At 37.8% G+C, this 21,067-nt stretch carries 19 protein-coding genes; 1 reads left to right on the top strand and 18 read right to left on the bottom strand.

What is annotated here, in order from left to right:
* Window positions 1-38: 38 nt before the first annotated feature.
* From K412_RS0114195 to K412_RS0114170, 6 genes are all read right to left on the bottom strand, one after another.
* On the bottom strand, window positions 39-218 hold the full coding sequence (locus K412_RS0114195; protein ID WP_024833732.1) for a hypothetical protein: 180 nt from the start codon (window positions 216-218) through the stop codon (window positions 39-41).
* Between the two features lie 61 nt (window positions 219-279).
* Window positions 280-2,961, bottom strand: a complete 2,682-nt coding sequence (locus K412_RS0114190) for a tail fiber domain-containing protein (protein ID WP_024833731.1) — start codon at window positions 2,959-2,961, stop codon at window positions 280-282.
* Window positions 2,962-3,022: 61 nt separating this feature from the next.
* The gene (locus K412_RS22540; protein WP_173585625.1) at window positions 3,023-3,199 is read right to left on the bottom strand and encodes a hypothetical protein; all 177 of its coding nucleotides are present in this window, start codon (window positions 3,197-3,199) and stop codon (window positions 3,023-3,025) included.
* A gap of 23 nt (window positions 3,200-3,222) precedes the next feature.
* Entirely contained in the window at window positions 3,223-5,802 is a 2,580-nt protein-coding gene (locus tag K412_RS0114180) for a tail fiber domain-containing protein (RefSeq protein WP_024833730.1), read from the bottom strand.
* 48 nt (window positions 5,803-5,850) lie between these two features.
* Window positions 5,851-6,588: a tail protein gene (locus K412_RS0114175; RefSeq protein WP_024833729.1), complete on the bottom strand. Its 738-nt coding sequence runs from the start codon at window positions 6,586-6,588 to the stop codon at window positions 5,851-5,853.
* Window positions 6,588-7,457, bottom strand: coding sequence for a baseplate J/gp47 family protein (locus K412_RS0114170; protein WP_024833728.1), 870 nt, complete (start codon window positions 7,455-7,457; stop codon window positions 6,588-6,590). The genes K412_RS0114175 and K412_RS0114170 overlap by 1 nt, the downstream gene beginning before the upstream one ends.
* A 413-nt stretch (window positions 7,458-7,870) precedes the next feature.
* On the opposite strand from K412_RS0114170, the gene K412_RS0114165 reads away from it, so the two are divergent.
* Window positions 7,871-9,160 (top strand): IS110 family RNA-guided transposase, encoded by a 1,290-nt coding sequence (locus tag K412_RS0114165; RefSeq protein WP_024832178.1) that lies wholly within the window; start codon window positions 7,871-7,873, stop codon window positions 9,158-9,160.
* 213 nt (window positions 9,161-9,373) lie between these two features.
* On the opposite strand, the gene K412_RS0114160 is transcribed toward K412_RS0114165, so the two are convergent.
* From K412_RS0114160 to K412_RS0114100, 12 genes are all read right to left on the bottom strand, one after another.
* Window positions 9,374-12,982 carry a putative baseplate assembly protein gene (locus K412_RS0114160; RefSeq protein ID WP_024833727.1) on the bottom strand — a complete coding sequence of 1,203 codons (3,609 nt, stop codon included), beginning with the start codon at window positions 12,980-12,982 and terminating at the stop codon, window positions 9,374-9,376.
* Window positions 12,982-13,377 (bottom strand): GPW/gp25 family protein, encoded by a 396-nt coding sequence (locus K412_RS0114155; RefSeq protein ID WP_024833726.1) that lies wholly within the window; start codon window positions 13,375-13,377, stop codon window positions 12,982-12,984. The genes K412_RS0114160 and K412_RS0114155 overlap by 1 nt, the downstream gene beginning before the upstream one ends.
* A gap of 64 nt (window positions 13,378-13,441) precedes the next feature.
* The gene (locus K412_RS0114150) at window positions 13,442-13,837 is read right to left on the bottom strand and encodes a PAAR domain-containing protein (protein WP_024833725.1); all 396 of its coding nucleotides are present in this window, start codon (window positions 13,835-13,837) and stop codon (window positions 13,442-13,444) included.
* Between the two features lie 153 nt (window positions 13,838-13,990).
* Window positions 13,991-14,593 carry a phage baseplate assembly protein V gene (locus tag K412_RS20835; protein ID WP_242835628.1) on the bottom strand — a complete coding sequence of 201 codons (603 nt, stop codon included), beginning with the start codon at window positions 14,591-14,593 and terminating at the stop codon, window positions 13,991-13,993.
* Window positions 14,590-15,636, bottom strand: coding sequence for a phage late control D family protein (locus K412_RS0114140; protein ID WP_024833724.1), 1,047 nt, complete (start codon window positions 15,634-15,636; stop codon window positions 14,590-14,592). The genes K412_RS20835 and K412_RS0114140 overlap by 4 nt, the downstream gene beginning before the upstream one ends.
* An 11-nt stretch (window positions 15,637-15,647) precedes the next feature.
* Entirely contained in the window at window positions 15,648-16,262 is a 615-nt protein-coding gene (locus K412_RS0114135; protein ID WP_024833723.1) for a CIS tube protein, read from the bottom strand.
* Window positions 16,262-17,707: a hypothetical protein gene (locus K412_RS0114130; protein ID WP_024833722.1), complete on the bottom strand. Its 1,446-nt coding sequence runs from the start codon at window positions 17,705-17,707 to the stop codon at window positions 16,262-16,264. Before K412_RS0114130 ends, K412_RS0114135 begins: the two co-directional genes overlap by 1 nt.
* 24 nt (window positions 17,708-17,731) lie before the next feature.
* Window positions 17,732-18,205 (bottom strand): phage tail protein, encoded by a 474-nt coding sequence (locus K412_RS0114125; protein WP_024833721.1) that lies wholly within the window; start codon window positions 18,203-18,205, stop codon window positions 17,732-17,734.
* Between the two features lie 9 nt (window positions 18,206-18,214).
* The gene (locus tag K412_RS22535; RefSeq protein WP_024833720.1) at window positions 18,215-18,400 is read right to left on the bottom strand and encodes a DUF6760 family protein; all 186 of its coding nucleotides are present in this window, start codon (window positions 18,398-18,400) and stop codon (window positions 18,215-18,217) included.
* Window positions 18,397-18,765 carry a phage tail assembly protein gene (locus tag K412_RS0114115; RefSeq protein WP_024833719.1) on the bottom strand — a complete coding sequence of 123 codons (369 nt, stop codon included), beginning with the start codon at window positions 18,763-18,765 and terminating at the stop codon, window positions 18,397-18,399. Before K412_RS0114115 ends, K412_RS22535 begins: the two co-directional genes overlap by 4 nt.
* Before the next feature lie 208 nt (window positions 18,766-18,973).
* A complete protein-coding gene (locus tag K412_RS0114105; RefSeq protein ID WP_024833718.1) occupies window positions 18,974-19,417 on the bottom strand; it encodes a phage tail protein in 444 nt (147 codons plus the stop codon).
* A gap of 22 nt (window positions 19,418-19,439) precedes the next feature.
* Window positions 19,440-20,984, bottom strand: a complete 1,545-nt coding sequence (locus tag K412_RS0114100; RefSeq protein ID WP_024833717.1) for a phage tail sheath family protein — start codon at window positions 20,982-20,984, stop codon at window positions 19,440-19,442.
* Window positions 20,985-21,067: the final 83 nt, after the last annotated feature.

Below are 21,067 nucleotides of genomic sequence, written 5' to 3'. Positions count from 1 at the left end.
TATGTTCACTTACAGAAGTACAGTTCATTTTATAACTTTTATTGCTCAGGAACATTTTCTTCAGGCATTAATTCCTCTAAAGCCTGTATAGCACCGCTTATACGTAAAAGAGTCTGGTTGAGGCCTGCACGTTTAGCATCCAAGTCCTCTAGTATCTTTTGACCATTTTCAAATTCACCTTTTAATTCCTTAATTCTTTCTTCAATCTTTTCTTTCATTAATAAATCCTCCTTTTTTAGTGGATATGATAATCCTCTTATTAATTAGTTTAGCTTTATATCAGGCTTGCAATTCTGCAACCTTTTTCTTGAGTTTTTTAATTAAATTTTCCTGTTCTTTTACTTCTCCTACTAGTACCGTAAGTATTTCCATTGGGCTAATGGCTTTTTTATCACCGGATGCAAGAATATCAGGAACATCCTCTGCAATAAAGCCCATTGTTTTTCTTTTCCTATCCCCTTTGAAATTAAACTCAACCGGTTCAAGACTATCAATGGTACTTCTTACTTTTTCTTCTTTAAGTTTCTTTATATTTTCTTTTGCTTCTTTTGTAGACGTATAATAGAAGTGTCCTTCAATGTATGTACCGCCGCTTGCCCTCAAACGTATTCTGTCTCCCTTGTTTCCTATTATTGTAGTGGTTACCGTCTTCCAATAACCACAGCCGTTAGGAATATTCCAAGGACATGTGGAAACAAAATAATTTTGTGTGTATGTTTCAATATTTGTGTCATTTGCGATTCCTATCTCAAGTGTCATATTTTCTCCGCCTCCGCGGAGTGTATCTGAATAGTATCTAATCCACGCAGCATCATCAGTGTTTTTAGGTCTTTCAAACATTATTCCTTTTACGTTGCAATTTCCAACTCCCGGTATTATTGCTCCCTTTACCTGCATATTTCCGGTAGTTATTAATGGTCCGTTAACATCCAGATGATCCCATATTGAAACCTTTCTACCCTGTCCACCCGATCTGTTTCCTACTATCATTAGTGTTTTATAGTCTTCTGTATCGTTGGATATTTCAGCATTTCTTGAGGCTATATCCGGGAATCCGCTCCACTTTTTTGTAAAACGTATGGGGTTTAAGCCACTCATAAATTGTGCGGTTCCAGTCACATCCAATTTGTCCAAGGGTGTATAGGTCCCTACCCCTACATTGCTGGGTGTTAAAATACATATGTTGTCGTCACTGTCATTTGAAGTACCTATTTCCAAGGTACATGCTTCTCCATATTTGGGATAATACTTTATCCAAGCACTGTCCGCTGAACCTCCACCGGGGTTACTTGGAAAAATTATACCATTATTGCCTGCTCCTGCACTCAAGGTCAGCCCCTTGGAAACTTGCATGTTTCCATTTATACTTAGTACTCCGTTAACATCCAACCTGTCCCATATTGCTACTTTCCTCCCCTGTCCTGCAGACTGGTTTCCTACAATCATCAGGGCTTTGTGTACTGTTGTATCATTACATATTTCTGCCTGATTTGTTGTAATATCAGGAAAAGCAGTCCATTGAGAAGTAAACCTTATTGGATTTAATCCTCCAAGTACTCTTGTACTGCCACAAACTTCAAGAGTATCAGATGGATTTATTGTTCCAATACCAACATTCCCGTTGTTTTTCCAGGAAAGAACCAGCTTCTGATCATTCTCAGCTGTGCCGAGAATACCGTTCTTTTTTCCTGTTAATACAGGGCCATCTACATCATTATTTGCAAATGATTTACCGTCTCCATAACATGACAGTGAACCTGATAAAAATGATATGTCTTTTTGGGGAAATACCATATTTACTAAAGAAGATATGTCTCCGACTTCATTTACAGACAACATTGTTCCTTTAGTTGAAGAAAATAGTTTGCTGTGTTCATGCATATTATCAGTAAAATGCCTTTTATCCTTATTATTTAGCTTCTCCCACGTATCCCCGTATACAATAGGATAAAGATCATTTCCTAGTCCTGCTTTCCACACTTTGTCGCTCTCAGACCATACTATTCTGGCATCAGGTGTACCTTCAAGGCCTCCACGAAAAACTTCAAGACCTCCGTCCCTAAGTTTCCAGATTTCAGGACAATCATCATTTTTGCTGTTTACTTGAAAGAAGCTCTTATTGACGAGAAGTTCCCCCATAGTTTCACCGTCTTTTTTGTGGATTAAACTTCCTTCAAACTTTAAATCATTAACTACGTCCACATTGCCATTAAATTTCACATATTTGGAATCTATATCAAGTTGTTGGACATTAACTTTATCTTCTTCAGGTATTGAAGAAATATTAGGCATGTTATTTAAATCTTCACCTAATTTGAAAATAAACTTTTTAAGTTCTAAAACTTTGGCATATGGACCGGCATATACTCTCAAAGGAGTTCCGTCAACATCGTCTTCAAAAATACATGTACTGTCTACAACTACTTCATAATATGTACTGATACTGCCGTCGCTATTTGTTATTTTTTTCTCAACTTTTTTAGGTACAACTCTTGCTAATATGATATTTTCTTTGCAGTTTTCGGGTTTTTTATTTGCGTGACTGATTTTTCCACGTTCCCATAAATGTATTTCCTGACCTTGACCTTTCTCATTGTCCCGATCAGCTTCGATTTCACAATAGCTAACAAAGATATAAATGTTTTCTTCTGCCGGATAGTCCGAAAGATCAAGTGGATTATCCGGATGCCCCTCGTATATAATTATTTGCCTGCTGGTACTCTCTTCTAATCCATAAGTTCCGATATTGGTTAAGTCCAGTGCAGCTCCTTCTGTAACAACAACCTCCATACTGCTGTCTATTACTGGCTTCACCTCAAGACCACAGACTATACCCCAAGTATGTAAGTACCGGTTATGGAAACCCTGAATTCTCCTAATGTACTCTTTATCCTGTTTATAGTCTTCCGCCTTCAAAAAGAGTCCGTCAAAATATTTCATTCTCTTTAATTCTTTTCCCATTTCCTCTTCCTCCGGATACTCAAAATGATGCCATCCTCGGCACTAAAATTTATTCTTTTCATCAGGAATCAGAGGATTCTTCTTGTATAAGCTCTTCAAGTGCCTGTATGGCTCCATTAATTCTTAAAAGAGTATACACAATATTTGTACGCTGCACTTCCAGATTTTCCATTGCTTTCTGTCCGGACTCAAGTTCTGCCTTGAGTTCTTTTATCCTTGCATCAATTTGCTCATTCATATTTAAAACCTCCTATATTTTGATTAACCGGCTAATGCTTCTATTTGCTGCTGAAGTTGATTTATGGCCTCTCTCTGATCCTTTACAACACTAGTTAATACCGCAATTATTTCCATAGGGCTAATAGCTTTTTGATCATTTGCAGCAACAGATCCCGGCATCTCCTCTGCTATGAAGCCCAAAGTTGTTTTTTCATTGTCTCCCTTAAAATTGAAAGTAACAGGATTCATTCCATCCAGAATTTGTTTTGCTTTTTTCGTTGTAAGAGATGTTATGTTTTCCTTAAGCTCCCTAGATGAACTGTAGTAAAAATATCCATCTATATAAACGCCACCGCTGGCAGTAAGCTTTATACGATCACCGCCTCCATAATATCCTCCTGTTCCAACATCATTGGCGATACCAATCTCAAGAGTCATGTTTTCACCGCCGCCCCGGCTTTGATCCGAGTAATACCTTATCCATGCACTATCACCGGTACCCCCATAATAATCCTTAGGGAACATAATTCCATTATTTTCGCTATTACCTATACTTGGAACTATTGCACATTGAGTTTGAATATCACCACTGACATTCAAAATACCATTAACTTCCAATCTGTCCCATATTGAAACCTTTCTACCCTGTTTTCCTGACTTGTTTCCAACTATCATCAAAGATTTGTAATTTGTTGTATCATTGCAAATCTCAGCCTGATTTTCTGCATAGTCAGGGAATCCGCTCCAAGATGATGTGAACCTTATTGGATTTGAACTACTCAAAAGTCTTACATAGCCACTTACATCAAGCTTATCATTAGGATTTGAGGTTCCTATTCCCACATTTCCTGATGCCATAAATGAAATGCTATCATCAGCATCGTTAGAGGTTCCTATCTCCAAAGTACACGCTTCACCGCTTCTGGGATAATATCTAATCCATGCACTATCCCCCGAGCCTCCCCCTGGATCACTTGGAAATACAATACCATTGTTTTTTTCTTTTCCTGCACTTGGCGTAAGTGCTTGATTTAACTGCATATTGCCATTTACATATAAAAACCCATTTACTTCAAGTCTGTCCCAAATAGCTACTTTTCTGCCTTGACCCGCCGATCTATTTCCTACTATCATTAATGCTTTGTGGTAGTTTGTATCATTACTGATTTCAGCACCATTGGTAATTGAATCAGGAAAACCTGACCATGCAGAAGTAAAACGTAATGGATTTGAATTGCTGAGGATGCGCATTGTTCCGTTGACTTCCATTGTGTCATCTTTTGGATTACTCTCTCCAATCCCCACATTTCCAAGGCTATTCCAAGTTATAACAGGTCTCTGTCCGCCATCTGTCGTTCCCAATATCCCGCCTTTATGACCAAATAATACCGGTCCGTCTACATTCAGACCTGCAAATGGCTTTCCGATACCGTACCAACCAAGACCATTGTTGACATTTCCATTGTCCCTAAGCCATATTGTCTTGTCATTCATACTCAGATTTCCGTATGCAGAAAGATTTCCTTTGTTATCTGACTCAAGGGCTACACCACCTTCAAAACTGATTTTTGAATGTCTGTGCAGGTCATCTACAATATCATTTTTTATTAGTCTTTCCCAAATCGGGCCATAGCCTATATTCCACAATTCTCCTTCATAACCAATTTTCCAGCATTTATCCAATTCCGACCATACAAGCCGTGCATCTAATGACTTCCCATCTTCATAGTCCCTGTATACTTCCAATCCTCCATCCTGTAGCTTCCATGTGTCGTGATTCTCAGTTTTACTGTTTACCTGTATGAATGTGTTTGATACTTCAAGTTCATTTTCAAATACTGCTCCTATACCTGTAAGACTTCCATGTACTTCTAAGTCCCCCTTAATGCTGACAGATCCTGTGAAATTTGCAAACGTGGAATTAACCTCAAGACCAATTCCCTTGCTCTTCTCTTCTTCCAAGGCTCTTATAAATGGCATTCCGGCTACATCATCATTTAATTTGAATATGATTTTTTGCAAGGACAATACTTCCCCAGCGGGACCTGCATATCTTCTAAGTGGAATTTGTTCATCATCATCATCATAGTACGATATTGAGCTTATAACTTTTTTGCTTTCACTTCCGTCTTGATTTGCAGCAAGTCCGACTTCTACTTTGGCTAGAATTATGTACTTTTTCTCGTCATCTGGCTTCTTGGTACTGTGCCAGATGCGTCCTCTCTCCCAAATATGTATTGCTTCGCCTTTGCCCTTTTCCAGGTCTTCCTTGTCTTCTTCAACCTCTTCATAACTAACATAAATGTAAATGCTCTCGTCATTTGCACGGTATTGGGACAAATCAATAATGCTGTCCGGATGTCCGTCATATATGTAGATATACTGACTTGTACTTTCATTGTTATCTTCTGTTTCAACTTGATTAATTGCTATTCCTTCCTGTACTTTTACTGAACAGTTTTCTAACGGTACAACCGTTAATCCTGCAATTATTCCCCAAGTATGCAGATATCGGTTGTGTAGCTGCTGAATTCTTTTCTGGTAATCCTGATCCAGTTTATAGTCTTCTGCATTCAAAAACAGTCCGTCAAAATAGCGCATTCTTTTTAATTCTTTTCCCATTTTGCCACTTCCTCCGGATATTCAAAATGTTATTTCTTCTTTAATGTCCTACTCATCAATCATACCGCCCAGCAAAGTCTCTTTTCCCACCCTGGAATAAACCCCGACCCGCATTTCCGGTATCTCTACATTAAGCCTGTAATTTGTATAAAATGGCTTTTCATTCTCTATAACTCTTCGTATAAGTCCAATCTTGTTTTCCAGCATACTTTTACTATGAGCCGGAATCATTGCATTTACACAAAAGAAACTAGTCGAAGAGTTACCAACCATGGTATTATGACCTATTTCTCTGGATTCCCCGATTCTTGCCGTATCCTGGAATTCATTTATTGAAATAGTACTTTCCTCACCTGCATACAGTTGCAGGTACTCCAGGAGACCATCACAGGTTCCGCGTTTTTTGTATAGCTGAACAATAGCCCCTATCATTTGTCTGTTGACTGAAGAACGTTTTTCATGTAGTGGCAGTATTTGAACTTGATTGACATTTTTCTCTGCAGTATCTTCTGCTCCAAAAAATTCAATACCTTCTTCCAAGTCCAGAGCAACCCAACTTGCAAGCCATTCGAGAAACTGCGGAGGAGTTAGTTCAGGGTCCAGATACATATCAAAATCATCTAATATCTCCTCAATTCCCAGTGTTTCCTGCATCTCCGTTTTTCCGGAAAGAATTTGTTCAAAAGCCTTTAGCAGACGTCCCAAAAAATCTCCATCTTCATTGTTTCCATTTTGAAAAATACGTGGGAGGTACTGGATATATTTACTGCTTTCGTGATTACTCATTATTCCACCTCGATGCTTAATTCTTTCAATCGTATTAATTGATATGGTTTAAGAAGGGGAGCATCCAGTTCCATATGTTTTACATGGTCAATCCCCTTTATATCTTCCACAATATAATAGAGGTCGGATGCATAAAGATTTCTTCCCAAGGGCCATCCATTTTTATTCTCGCCGCCTGTAATAGGGTCAATATATTTTTCTATAACCTCTCTTACCGTATCACCCATTTTTTTATCTTTCGCAACGACCTGCATGTTGATTCTTATTTCCTGATAGTCAGGATCAACTACATGTACTCTGTTTGTAAGTACTTTTCTTTCCGTCAAGTATTTTTTAATATACTGCTTGATGTCATAGGTTTCTTTGGTCAGTTCATTCTGATTATTTGTTGACATAATTAATATCAAGGATACATGACCAAATTGCCCAGCTTCCTCTGTTTTGTTGTTTTCCATGTCTCGGTTCGGCAGACAGATTGTTCTTGCAATTAAGTCAGGGTAGTTTTCTTTTATTCCGGGCTTTTCCATAAGTGCCTTCAATGCAAGAAACTCAAAATCCTGGGGAGTAACTGCTCTGGTACACTCATTAAGCTGCTGCACACCACGTCTGATTGCCGACGTTAGTTTCTCCCCTTTCTCAAGTTCTGTCCCCAGAAGTTTTAGAAAACGCAGGTTGTTTTTTTCCGGTACCTGATCAATTCGGTAAATAATCATTTCACAAAGCCATGCAAATAATTCTATTAAGGTAATTCCCGGATCTGAAGGATTATGGTTTGTCCATTCAGGGGCATGCATTGGTATCAATGATTTTGCTTCCTTAACAAGATCATCGAACGTAATTTCATCCAGTTTTTGTATTTGCAGTGACATTTTATATACCTCCTTGTACAATTATTTTGTATTAAATCAGTGACCAAAGCCACTGTTCGACCCATTAAAAGTCATAGTTAACATAACACTTCAAATTTTATTCTTTTCCAAACATCAAGCACATCATCCGGCTTCACATCTTAGCCATTATGCCAGCGTTTGTTGGCCTGAACTTTGACAATCATGTATAATATCTTCCGGACTTGGAAGGTGTGTGTTTCACCTCCTGGGACGGACCTTGGCGGGCCGATTACCCGTATGAAAGAGTATTTTTCCATTCCGGTAAGTCTACATGATTTGGCTGGTTGAGGCCAGCTTTTTAGCTGGTTCCTCGTGTCACATGCAAGGTTGTTTGCTTACATGAGAAGGAATGGAGGCTTTTAAGTCCATTAATTTTTTAAGGAGGCATTTTGATGAATTTCAGACCTATTGCAGGAATCGATGTAGGTAAATTCTTCAGTGAGATGGCAATTCTTTCTCCATCCAATGAAGTGATTGCCCGCATGAAGATCCACCATGATTCCAGTTCTGACGTTGAAAGAGTCGTTGAATTACTGAAAAAAACGGAAAAGGACTTTGATTCTAGGCCTTTCGTCGTCATGGAATCCACCGGGCACTATCACAAAATCCTTTTCCATTCACTTTGTAAAGCTGGATTGGAGGTCTCCATCATAAACCCCATCCAGACTGATTCTATCAAAAATATTGGAATCAGAAAAGTGAAAAATGATAAAGCTGATGCCCGGAAAATTGCCCTGCTATACAGATTTCAGGAGCTTAAAACTACTAATATCCCCGATGAGGATATTGAATGCCTGCGAAGTCTTTGCCGACAGTACTACAAGCTCTCTGACGAACTTACTGCCTACAAAAACAGGCTTACGGGTATTGTTGACCAACTCATGTTAAACTTCAAGGATGTATTCCCCAACATCTTTTCAAAGGCTGCTCTTGCAGTATTGGAGAAATATCCTACGCCTGCGCATATTCTTAAAGCGAACAGGAACAAGTTGATTGCACTGATCCAGAAGAATTCTCGCAGAAGCCTTAAGTGGTCAACTGCAAAGTATAATCTTTTGGTCTCCAAAGCCAGAGAGTTTGCGCCTTTGACTGTTCATAATTCCTCGAACATTGCTATGCTGGGTGTCTACATATCCATGATCAGAACTCTGGAAGATAACTTGGCGAAGGTCCTAAAAACCATTCATCTATTGATCGCTGAAGATATGGCAAAGGATATGCCCATGCTAGCATTAACTCTTGAACTTTTTCAGAGCCTGCCAGGTATTGGCCTTCTTACTGCTGCCACCATTCTAGCAGAAATCGGCGATTTTTCCGCTTTCTCTAAGCCGGGAAAACTGGTTGCTTACTTTGGCATTGACCCCTCTGTGATGCAATCCGGAGAATTTACCGGCACACGGAATAAAATGTCCAAGAGAGGTTCCAGGCTACTTCGCAGGGTTCTTTTTACAACTGCTCTTGCCAATATCCGAACTAAGCGGAATAAAGAGGCTTGCAACCCTGTATTACTTGAATTCTACAAGCAAAAATGCCAGAGTAAACCTAAGAAGGTAGCTTTGGGAGCAGTTATGCGTAAGATCATCATTTACATCTTTGCTGTTCTAAGGGACAGAAAACCGTACCAGTTACGCAGTCCTCAGGAACATGCTCAGATATTAGCAGCAAAGCATATAGCAGCTTAGCAGTACCTGCACTTGATGTTTAGTTTTCAAGGATCAGTATTTCATTTTAGACCAGCTATTTTATGTCTACTTCGCAAAGGTGGTCTTGTTGTTATGCATTTTTTCTATGTCAGGAGTTTTCAAAAATTCATAAAGCTTTTTCTTAAAAACTCTTGACTTTAATTAGCTGGTCTTTCATATTTTTTCATAGAATTAGAAATTAAAATCTAATTCTTATTTAGGAAAACAAAGGTTACATTTTGTTCCTTTGGGTTCGTCACTGATTTTTTCAAGATATCTTCTGTCTTCTTTTAAAAATTCTCCAATATTACATTCTTCAGCAGGATTGATGGAATCATGTATAACATTTGTATCCCTGTTAAGAAGGTATGGAAATTTAATTTCTGACTTTTTATTTATGAAATGCTCTCCGCTGTACACCAGTTCATCTTCCTCTAAAAATATGTCACCCTCCAAAACTTCTCTTATTTTTAGAGGTGTTGTATTGACATATTCATCATTTCTGCTTAAAAAGACTACATCTCTGGCTTCAGGAACAGCTATTTTGATATAAAATGTTTCACTCTGTGCTTTTAATTCATTAAGTATGAATGATCTTATGGTTAAATCTTGCGTAGCCTCAGCTTCTATATCGCTGCCAACCGGATAATCAACCTCAAGAGGTTCCCCGTCAAAAGTTCTGCATTGAAGTGTATCTCCTTCTACTGATTCCACAATCAGTTCCTTTGGAGGGCAATTTACACAGGTAAGCATAATTGTATCGCCTTCTCTAAATCCTTTTACAAGGAGGGTTCGAACATCCTTGTTTGCCTCGAGTTTTTGTGCTAATGCAAATATTATTCGGTTATCTTTGCTTTTTACGGCACAATATGATGGATAAGAAATAGTAGGTCTAAAGGGTACATCATTTATTAATTCAATGTTAAGGGTATAACATTGAACTGAAGCTTTAACTGAGATGTCTGTAATATAGTCTACTCCAGGTGTATTTTTTATTACTGAGCAAACCTCGGATATATACAGATTTTTCCCAAGGCTCCATCCGGTTTTTTCCTGGCCACCTCTTAAAGGGTTCAAAAACTCCCTTAGATTTTCAATAATATTACCCTCTATAATTTTTGCAGATTCAGGTTTTGTGTACTTTACCGATGCCTCTATTCCGACTCTTATATAGTCAGGTCCTATTATGTCAAGCCGCGGACTGTCAGAATTATTTAAAACAGCTGGGATTCGTTGAGTCAGATATTTCTCTATTTCATTTAGCAGCTCCTGACTTGGATTAGGTTTTGGATCATCATAATCAGGAACCACAATTACTGTTGCTTTCCCGGGGCAAAAATCTAGATTCTTATCCATTGTTGGAAAGCACTTTACAATTGCTATCTGAGGTGCAGCCTCACGAACAAGCCATTCTATATCTTCACAGGTTATTCCCCTGTCCATACTTTTTAATGTGTGTGGCCCTCTTTTCTTGGTTTCCTCTATTTCTTCCTGGTCAAAGCCTCCATCAGCTGCTACGGGGTTTGTGACGGAATCGATACCTGGATAACTGTCCCATAACTTTTTTATTGTATCTGCTTCAACATTTCCACAAGAGCCCCCACCGTATTTATAATCACACTGTATGTTCTCTTTTCCAGCAGGGGGAATCATGCCGTTTATACCATCTCCAAAGGTAATAACACCACTTTCGTTATCAAGCATATAATGCCTGCTGTTCGGTTCTGATAATGAAAAAGTCTGAACTTCTTCCCATACTGTGGAATTGCTCTGTCCAAGTGTTTCCGTTACCCTTACCACTTGACCATTTAATACCGGAGTACGTGAAAATTGGAATGTTTGGTTTGGCTCCCCATTACTTGAACCCAGGATTTCATTTTGAATTGTATTTGAGTTAGATGCCCACACTGCATTTGAATAAATTGCCCTTAATCTTGGATAAACTACGTAATCTCCGTCAACTTGATCTGCACTCTCCAGCCTAGCTCGCACCCAAAACATTTCTGACCCAAAAAGAGGTATTTTTTCAATATCCCCAGGAATTACAAGCTGTTGAATCTCTCTCCTTGTAAAGTCCCTTACTGCATCATTAACACTGAGTGTCAACCATTTTCTTCCGTTTGAATATTCCCATGCAACAACCGGATTTTTGCCTTTCTGATCTCCAGTAAGAGGAAAAAATAAAGAAACAGGCAAATTACTTATGTCTTTGTTAAAGCCAAGGTATAAGGCAGGTTCCTTATCAGTACATGAAGAGAAAAGTTTAAAGGTTTTTCCTGAGGCAAGACACTCCTTAGTTTTTTCTCCCATAATAAAGTTATTCTCTGTTACAACATTCTCCGGAAATACTTTCGGAGATGAATATGTATAATCTATTAGTAATTCCTTTATTGATGGCGGATTAAATGTAGGTTCGATGTACTCAGCCTCTGTTAAAGTAACTTCCTCATCATTTAACAACACAGTCTTTGGTACATATGAAACCTTTCCATCTTCACCATAGTTGCCCCCGATTATTCTTACACGTATCCAGTAATTTTCCTCACCGTTTATGCTGTGTATTTGTATATCGGGACATATAAACTTTATTTCTCCGCTTTTTGTTAAGGCATAGGTAGTATCTGAATAAATTAAACCTTCCTTTATAAACTTACTGTTACCGGATGTATCTAATATTCCAGTCTTTGCAAATTCACTCCATTTGACTCCATTCCAATATTCCCATGCAAGTAAAATATTTTTTGTATCAGGTATACTTTTTGCATCTGAAAGATTAATATTTAAAGTTATATCTGCATCTTTTTTTGAAAAAGCCTCTCTACAAGCAAAGTAAAAAGTATCATTAAATATAGGTCTTTCTCCAAATGGGAAAAAATCCTTTGTTAAGTCAATGGGTGCGTAATTAAATACTGCTACTCCCGGAGCAATACCACTTGCAAATGTATCAACACTTATTGTTATATCCTCAACATCAGGTAATAGATTTGAATCTTTCAAGGCTGATTTTAACTCTGCATAAATCCAATGATTTTTCCAGCAACAAAAGGAATTGTCTTTCTTGTATCCTGATATTTCCTTTTGAGAAATTCCCTTTATACCTGAAAATGAAATTCCTCCAGTTTGTAAAAGAGTCTGTCTGCTCCCATTTTCAAGCTTCAGTGGCTGCGAATCTCCTTTGTCGTCAAAATAATACCACTGAAGGCTGTATGTATCGTCGCTATCACCATTGAGTTGTAATTTTACATTTACTACAGCATCTTCTATACTGAATAATTTTGAATGTCCTATGTATATGCGGTGTATTATTGGTGACTCTCCTCTAAACAGTTCTGCCTCAATACCACTATTATTTTCATCCAGCAAAAAATCCAAATTGCTCCATTTGTCTTCTCGCGGATCTATGCTGATAGCCTTGATTAAGTCTGGTCTAATTACCGTCAAATCACTTTGAGTTTCAAAAACAACCTCTTCTTTATTCTCCGGTTGAGCTGAAATCTTAGCGCCTGCAGGTATAAATCCATCCTTGTCCCAATCATCTTTAAGTTTGAAAACCAAGGGTGCTTTTGACGGTATCGGAGAAGTAGGACTAACTCCTATAAGGTTTAGAAAAGCAGTAAAATTCTTATCCAATGCCTGATTCAATGAATAATTGACATGTCCCATCATATTGGAAAATATATTTACAAGTGCATCAAGTTCTTGGTCTGCAACAATGTCATCAATACTTCCAAATTCAGGGCAATAATAAAGTATCAAGCGTCTTATTTCACTAACCAAATCCTGTTGGCTTCGATTATCAATTTTTGGTATCATATCTGTCATTATCTTCCCACACTTTCAAGATAGAATGGATAAACAAGGTTCGCTTTACTGTTACTGGACTTTATAATGTATTCTATATTGATTTCTACAGTCGGCTCTGTCTGGCTCATAGTAGCCGATACGCTCTGTACTTCTATTCTAGGTTCCCAATTAAGTAAAGCCTCCTCTACATAGGTCTGGATTAATGTAGCCGTTCCAAGTTCATTGGATGAAAACAGCATGTCATTTAGTCTACATCCAAAATCTGGTCTCATTACCCTCTCACCTCTGGAAGTTCCCAGGATAAGCATTATTGATTCCTTTATAGATTCCTCGCCGACAGAAGTACGCAGTTTTGATTTTTTTGCTGAAACAGGATATTTCAATCCTTTTCCTAAAAAATCTATTACTTCCATATACCCTCCATTTCTCCAATGTTCCCGGCTAATGGTGACATCAGGATAAAAAGTATTTTTTTATTCAGCCTCCGATAATTACAGTACCTGCAGCAACTACCTTCCCCACCGGAATATCCGCAGGATCATTGCATGTAATAGCCGTATCTCCGTTTCTGGCTGCCATTTTTCCATTTATTTTAACAGTGGCACTACCCACTGAGATTTTGCCCTTATTTTTCGGTGCTTTTTGGAAAGGCCCCGATTTCGGGGAATGAGATGGTGTATTTGTAGCTGTTGAATCTACTGTTGCAGCTGGCTTTCCCATAATATTTACATTACTGCTAAGGTTCCCGTCTATAATGCCTGTAAAAGGATTCGGTATTGGTGTCGGCACTGTGCTTTTCCCCACCGGAACTAATTCTATATGCGTATCCGTTGCTATTATGCGGTCGCCTTGCTTTGCAGCTGGTTGTCCCATACACTTCTTCTCCTTTTGTATAATAAACTTGTAATTAATTTATGTTAACAGTTGCCCCTTTAATAGTCATGTTAGCGGATGACTTTATGTCCATTGCGGATGAAGCTTCGATTTTTGTAGCTGCAGAGGATTTAACTTCTATATCTTTTGCATTTATTGAAAGTTTTCATTAGGTGCTGAAAGTTCAATATCTTTACCTGATTTTATAGTTATTTTATTGTCTTTTGTACTGATATTCAGTGCATTACTACCTGATTTATCTATAATCTGTATACTTTCAGCTCCATTTTTGTCATCAATTTGCACTATATGGCCTTTTGAGGATTTCAATAAAATTCTTTCTTCACCGCTTTTGTCTGAAAACTCCAATATATGTCCGCTACGAGACTTTATAACCCTGATATTATTTTTTCCATCACTGTTTTCTTCAGGGGGTGTATCTTTTCCATTCCATAGAGCTCCGATAATAAAGGGCTTATTTACGTCTCCATTTTCAAATGCAACAAGTACCTCATCACCTACTTCAGGAAGGAAAAAAGCTCCTCTCTCTTTTCCCGCCATAAAGGATGCAATTCTGGCCCAATTTGACTCTTTCATTCCAAGTAATGGAATCTGTACCTTTACAAGACCCGGCCCAGGCTTTTCAGAGTCATTTGCAGAGTCATTTTTTATAACAACCCCTATCATCACACCTAAAACCTTTTCGTCTTTTTGAACATATTCGGTAAAATTTGAAATGCTGATACTTTCACTCATATTCCGGTCCTCTTTACCTTAAATTTAGTCATATAGCCCTGTTTATCTATGTTATGGATAGTTGAAATAATATAGTAAACTCCAGTGAAGCGTTCATCTATCCCTAAAAGTTTTACTGATTTCCCTGCCCTGACCATAGGATTACCATAGCATTTTCCCTCACCGGTTATAAATTCTCGCAGGAGACTATTATACGCTGCCGCCGCTGCCGCTTTACCTTCACTAACATCAATTAGGTTTTCAACCCAGAAGGATACCGGAGCTTTTTCAATACTTTTTTCAGTTAGTTCATAGCCCGATTCTTTTCCACCCATTTTTGTTGTTTCATCCCCTTTTTTTGCTAAGGCTTCTATTTCCTTCTTTTCCTTAACATTCCAACCTCTTACTGTGACTTCACTTCCCTTTGTTAATGCTCTGAGTTCAAGATTGAGTTCCTCATAATCTCTTTTGTAATTAAAATCAGGAAGTTCAGGGGCTTTAGGAGCCCTAGACTTAACAAAGTATAATTTCTTATCCTCGGCATAAAGCTCATAGTCTAGATATGCAGCTCTTTTAATCAAGAAATCATAATTGCTGATATTATTCTGAAAAACATATGGATAAACGGTTTTTGTGTCATCTACCTGAGGAGTGAGACCATGTTCCCTAGCGATTTCACTGGCAATTTCACTGTCTTTTTTCTTTGTAAAAACCTTGTTTCTTGTTCCCATACGCAGCCTGTGAAGCATGTCGTAGCCTCTTATTTCAACTAAACTGTGCTCGGCTACCAACAACTCCAAAGAGGTTATCTCTCCACTTATCATTAATTCGGGCTTGTCAAGCCCCATTGAGATTGATATCTTATCTCCGGGTTTGAAAGTTTTTAAATCAATTCCTCGCCATTTACCGTTACCGCTGTCCACCATATTCATTTGTATTCTAAACAGTGCTGGCAGATTTATTTCATCTTCAATTGTTACTGTTTCTATAGCGTTAAATAAGTCAGGGGATAAATCCGAGCCATTGAGCTGAATTTTATAATTTGCAACTTTTGTAGTATCCATAGTTCCACCCCTTAATCCGGTATTACCAGAGTCCTTCCGAAATCATTTTTGGTAGGAAAACCTATTGGATTAACTATTCCGTTTGCAGCAGCAATTGATCGCCACTTTAAAGGATCTTTGAGTGCTTCATTTGCAATTATATCCAGTCTGTCCCCACTCTTGACTATCCACAGTTTTCTACAAGCTTCCTTACCCTGAGCAAGTTCAACCTTCTTCTGGGGTTCGTCTGATATGAGTGTTATATCCAGCAATGACCTTACAGGAGTTCCGTTTTCCAGAAACATTGTATATTTTTGCTCTATCTTGCTGATAACCCCTCGATATGAGTAACCGCCCCAAACAAATAAACATGTTGGTGGCTTTTTTGTACTTTTCCCGGCTACTTTTGGGTCAAGCAGATCTGTTATTTTCATTGTTTCACGCCTTACGTCGCTTCTCTTTTCATATGTGTCATAAAATAATGAGACTTTAAATTCCGGTGTTTCTGCTATCTGAAACTGCTTCTTATCATTTTCTCCTGTGTATTTCCCTTCAAAGGATACGGTGTATTCATTTGGGTTAAACATTACCGATATCGGTTGGGCACCGGGTAAATCCAACGGGATTATTTGTGCTTTTTCTGCCATTACCTAAGACCCCTCCTATCTTTTTGAATTGTCAACCTCTTCTCAAGTATTTGAAAAACTTTGTCTGCCAGCACTTTTACTTCCTCATTTCCTATGGTTTGCGGCTTTCTATCCTGCTTTGACTGGGAGATTGCTTTAGCGTATACATTTTTTTCTGCTTGCATAACATCCATTGGCAAAATCTCTTTTATTTCGTGTTCTTTTTTATCTTTCTCCTTCATTTGAGGCCTGTAAAAAACTAAATCAATAATTTTGTCATTCTTTTTAGGTAAAAAATGAACAAACTTTTCATACTCATCTAAGTCCATTTCTTTTATTTCATGCTCTCGAAAAATATTACGATTAATTTGTTGTTTATATATACTGTGAATTATATCTTGTGTTGGAAAGCCTTCTTCAGCAAAAACTCTCTCTGTATTTAGTTCACCTGATTTCAGAGGTTGGTATTTTTCTTTTGTGATAAGGTTATTTATAAAAGTACTCTGGTTTATAATCCTTTTGTCTATATTTCTTTGGCTTATGTTTTTTTTGATTATGTTACTTTGACTTATATTCCTCTGGTTTATGTTTTGTTGGTTTATGTTACTTTGACTTATATTCCTTTGCTTTATGTTTCTTTGGTTTATATTACTTTGCTTTATATTTGTGCCTTCAAAAGTTTCATAGAGCCTTTCCCCTAAAGGTTTTGTTATCGGAAACACATTGTATACCAATGTGTTTAGGTTATGCTGCCCCACAAAGTTATTGCCTGCCATTACTGGCTTCTGAGCTATTTCCCGTACTACTGTTTGTTTTTCATAATCTTTCTTATATGTAATTTCTTTTTCAAGAATATTCTGATATGTATGCTCAGGTGCTTCTTTTATTAGCTTTTCAGTTTCAATCAGCTTTGTATCAGTTTCATCATAGAAAACATTTTTAATATTATTTTTGATATCCGTAACATGGTACACATATTTGTTATGATTAGTAGCGCTGTTCCTTACTTCAGTAAATACATCTGATGAAGCTAATTCTGTTTTTTCTGTGAGCTTATGAAAATAGTTTTTTTGCTCCTGCTTATTGTTATTTAATATAACTTTTTGAATAAGTTTTGTAGGTTCCGTTTTAGTATATAGCTTAATTTCCGTTGGGGATGTAATATTTACAGTTTTGTCGTGTATATTATATGACGGTTTTAAACTTACAGTATGTGTTGTGCTGAGCAATACTATTTTAGGAGAGCTATTATTTAAATATTTATAAACTTTTAGTAAATTATTGAACCTTTTTGTTTCAGTATAATAAATGTTTTTTTTCTCTTCACCGGATTCAGAAACCATATGGGAGTTGTTTCTAAAAATCAGTCTGGTAAATTGACCTTTCCACCTACCGATACCGTATTTGCTCAGTATATTTTGTGCAAAGGACGTATTAAGTTGGTTTATCTTTTTTATTTTAATCATATATTTACGTCCCTACCCTATGTTTTATTTATGCATATTTATACCATTATGGGTCAATACCAGTGTTTCTGCCGCTATAGAACTGCTTGTGGCACTAAATGCAGGGCCTTCCCACTTAATAGGACAAGCTTCCAAAAAATCCCACCATAGTTTTGGATTACCTGAATGATCCAATAAGCAAATTGAGCCGTTTTTTCTAGTTATCCTTCCATTGATTACCATTCGATACCAATTCCACAAATAATCATCATTTGTAATTCCATGTTTCAATGTTATATCGCTGTATTTAGTCTGAGTTAGGAATGTGTACTCTTTGTGGTTTTCTCCTCCGAAGGTTTTACGCTCCACCTGTGTTTCAATACTCAACCCTGAAACATCAGTAAATCCTGCAACAGCAATACCATCAATCTCTACTACAAAGTTAAATGTAAGGTATGGATCTTTTCTGTATCCTGGAACCCAGTTTCTTCTTTCCACCAAATTTAGTATATTTGCCATGGTATCCTCCTAAACCTCAAAGAAATCTTTCTTGCCTTCATCTCCGTTGAGCTTCTTGTTTATTTCACTTACTTCCCTACACCAGCGTTCTCTCTCAAAATGCTCCAAACCCATCACTGTTTTGTAATCCCAGTGCAGGTAGTAGGACAAAAAGGCTACCTCCTCGTAGAGGCGGTCGAGAGGGTAGCCGGTTATTCCCCCAGAATCTCAGCCTCTACCTCAAAAGCATGATCACATTTGGGACACTTGGTTTTTATAGTATTAGATCCATTCTGGTTGATTCTGTTGTATAATTCCTGCAAATAGGAAAAGTCAGAAGTATACAACTCCTCTATAACTCTGGGGGTTATCATTTTAAGTGTACCTAAGTTTGTTACTACACGTGAAAGCAGGATTACTGATAAATAAGCGGGATTTTGCTGAACACGTGCATCACGAAGGGGCATAATTTCATCTGCGGCAGTAGCAAGTCTCATTGTTCCCTGCTTATGTATTGTTCCTGTCTCGTCCACATACCCTTTGGGCAGTGTAAAGTTAAATTCAGTTTGTAAAATATCCATTCTGCATTCCTCTCTTTTGATTATTACCTTTACTGATGTAAGGTGCAGCTTCAGCCCTGCAAAACTGGGCTGAAGCGACCTTCACCATCATTTTGTTCCTCAAAATACACAATAAAGGGATAGTTATTGAAATTTGATTGCTTATACCAATATTTAATTTTTTGCAGTATGTTATCAATTCAATAAAAATCCAGCTAATTATTTAAATTTACTTAACTCTTGATATGCCTTCATGGGCAAGCTCAATGTTTTCAATACTAACTTCATTTCCCTTAGCACTTAATGCACTAACGTCATATTTGATTGGCCATGCTTCAATGATATCCCATTGAGCTTTATCATTGCCTTCTTCATCTACCAATATTATGGATAGGCTTCTTCTGTTGTTAAGTGCACCCTTTTGCACAACTGCTTTACGCCAGTTGTACAGTTCCATACTATCTGTAAGACCCCTCTTTAAAGTTACGTTACCGAACTTAGTAAGACCTGACAGTTTTCTTGAATGAGGTGCATCTGTTCCCTCTCTGTATTCTACTGCTTCTGTAGATATATCAGGAATTGTTGCATCAGAAAACGCTGCTATCTGAATGCCGTCAATTACTACTCTGAATCTAAAATTTCTGTATGGATCATTTCTCTTTCCTGTTGCCATTGGTTAATCTCCTCTCTGGATTTTATTTAGACAGCGTCTTTTGGCTGACTTTAATTATTACAAATTCTGCCGGTTTAACAGGAGCTACACCGACTTCTATTACTAATTGACCTGCATCTCTAGATGCTGGAGGGTTGTTTTCCTCGTCTACTTTAACGAAGAATGCTTCTTCCTGGGTGGAACCATATAGTGCTCCGTCTCTCCACACTCTTGTCAGGAAAGCTGATATGTTCCTTTTTACCTTACCCCAGAGGGTTGGCTCATTGGGTTCGAATACTACCCATTGGCTTGCCTTGTCAACTGATTCTTCAATATACATCATCAGACGTCTGATATTTATATAGCGCCACTCTGGATCAGATGAGAGAGTTCTGGCACCCCAGATGCAAATTCCCTCAGGTAAAGAACGAATTACATTTATACCTATAGGATTGAGAAGTTCCTGCTCACCCTTAGTTACTATCTTTTCAACACCTACTACTGTGTCAAGATATCCGTCTGTAGTTCCTGCAGGAGCTTTATGTACTCCTCTAGCTGAATCAACATACGCATATGTACCTACAACTGAACCTGATGGAGGAATGAGCTTTTTCTTTCCTGTAAGTGGGTCGTTGATAAATACCCATGGATAATACAGTGCACCATATGAAGAATTGAATGAATTACCTGCAAATTCTCCTGCACCCTCTTTGAAGTCCTTTACTTCCTGAGGTGTCAATCCGTGTGGAGGATCAATAACGTAGAAGCAGTCTTTTCTGTTCTTGCAGTAATTGAGAATTGCAAGAATAATACTTCTGTTAGACTCCATATTTGCTACGTCAGGAGCTGCAAGTATATTAATTTCGTCTATAGGGTCAAATGCATTAATTCCCAACTTTTGGTTTTCGCTGTCAATGTACTCTATGTATGATATTCCATCCACACCATTAGCCAATTCTATATAGTCATCTTCGTCAGTGAACATTGGAACCTTATCCATGTTATCTAGTTTAGTAAGATCTACCAATGGTGTTACTGTGATAAATGATGATACATCGTTGATTTTTTCTTCAAAGTTGGTTATCAGTAAATTATCAAATGTTTCAACAAGTTCACCTTCAACTTCTTCTCCAACATACTCATCGCTGAATGAACTCTTCTCGGTATACTTGATATTAAGTTTGAAACCGTTCATCTGTCCGTTTGATGAACTACCTATTTGAAAGGAAATTCTATTACCCCAAATTCCTTCAGAACGGGCACTGATTTGGAATAGATTTTCTCCTTGATCATCCTTTACAATGCAATATGCCTTCTTTGCATCTTCTGATGCGGCTCTTACAACATAGCAGGATGTTCCTCCTTCCGCAAAGAAATTATACACGGCGTAAGCAAGGTAAGCATTTGGAATAAATCCTCCAAATTCTCTGACATACTGGCTCCAATTAGTAACCAGAACAGCTTTACCAATGACACCTTTCTCAGCGACTCCGATAAAAGCGCCAACTGCTGTACCTACGCCTTCTATCGGCTTCACCCCACTGGAAACTTCTTCTACATAAACTCCTGGTGATAAATAATTTGGCATTTCAAGTCCTCCTTGTTATAACTGTTTTTATGGTCCTTCTATTGAATGGACCTATATGCCCTCGCTATATTTTTCAATAAGCG

The sequence above is a fragment of the Ruminiclostridium josui JCM 17888 genome, from assembly GCF_000526495.1.
GTDB classification, from domain to species: Bacteria; Bacillota; Clostridia; order Acetivibrionales; family DSM-1351; genus Ruminiclostridium; species Ruminiclostridium josui.
Note: the sequence above shows the minus strand (reverse complement) of the source record. Positions and strands in the feature narration are given on the sequence as shown.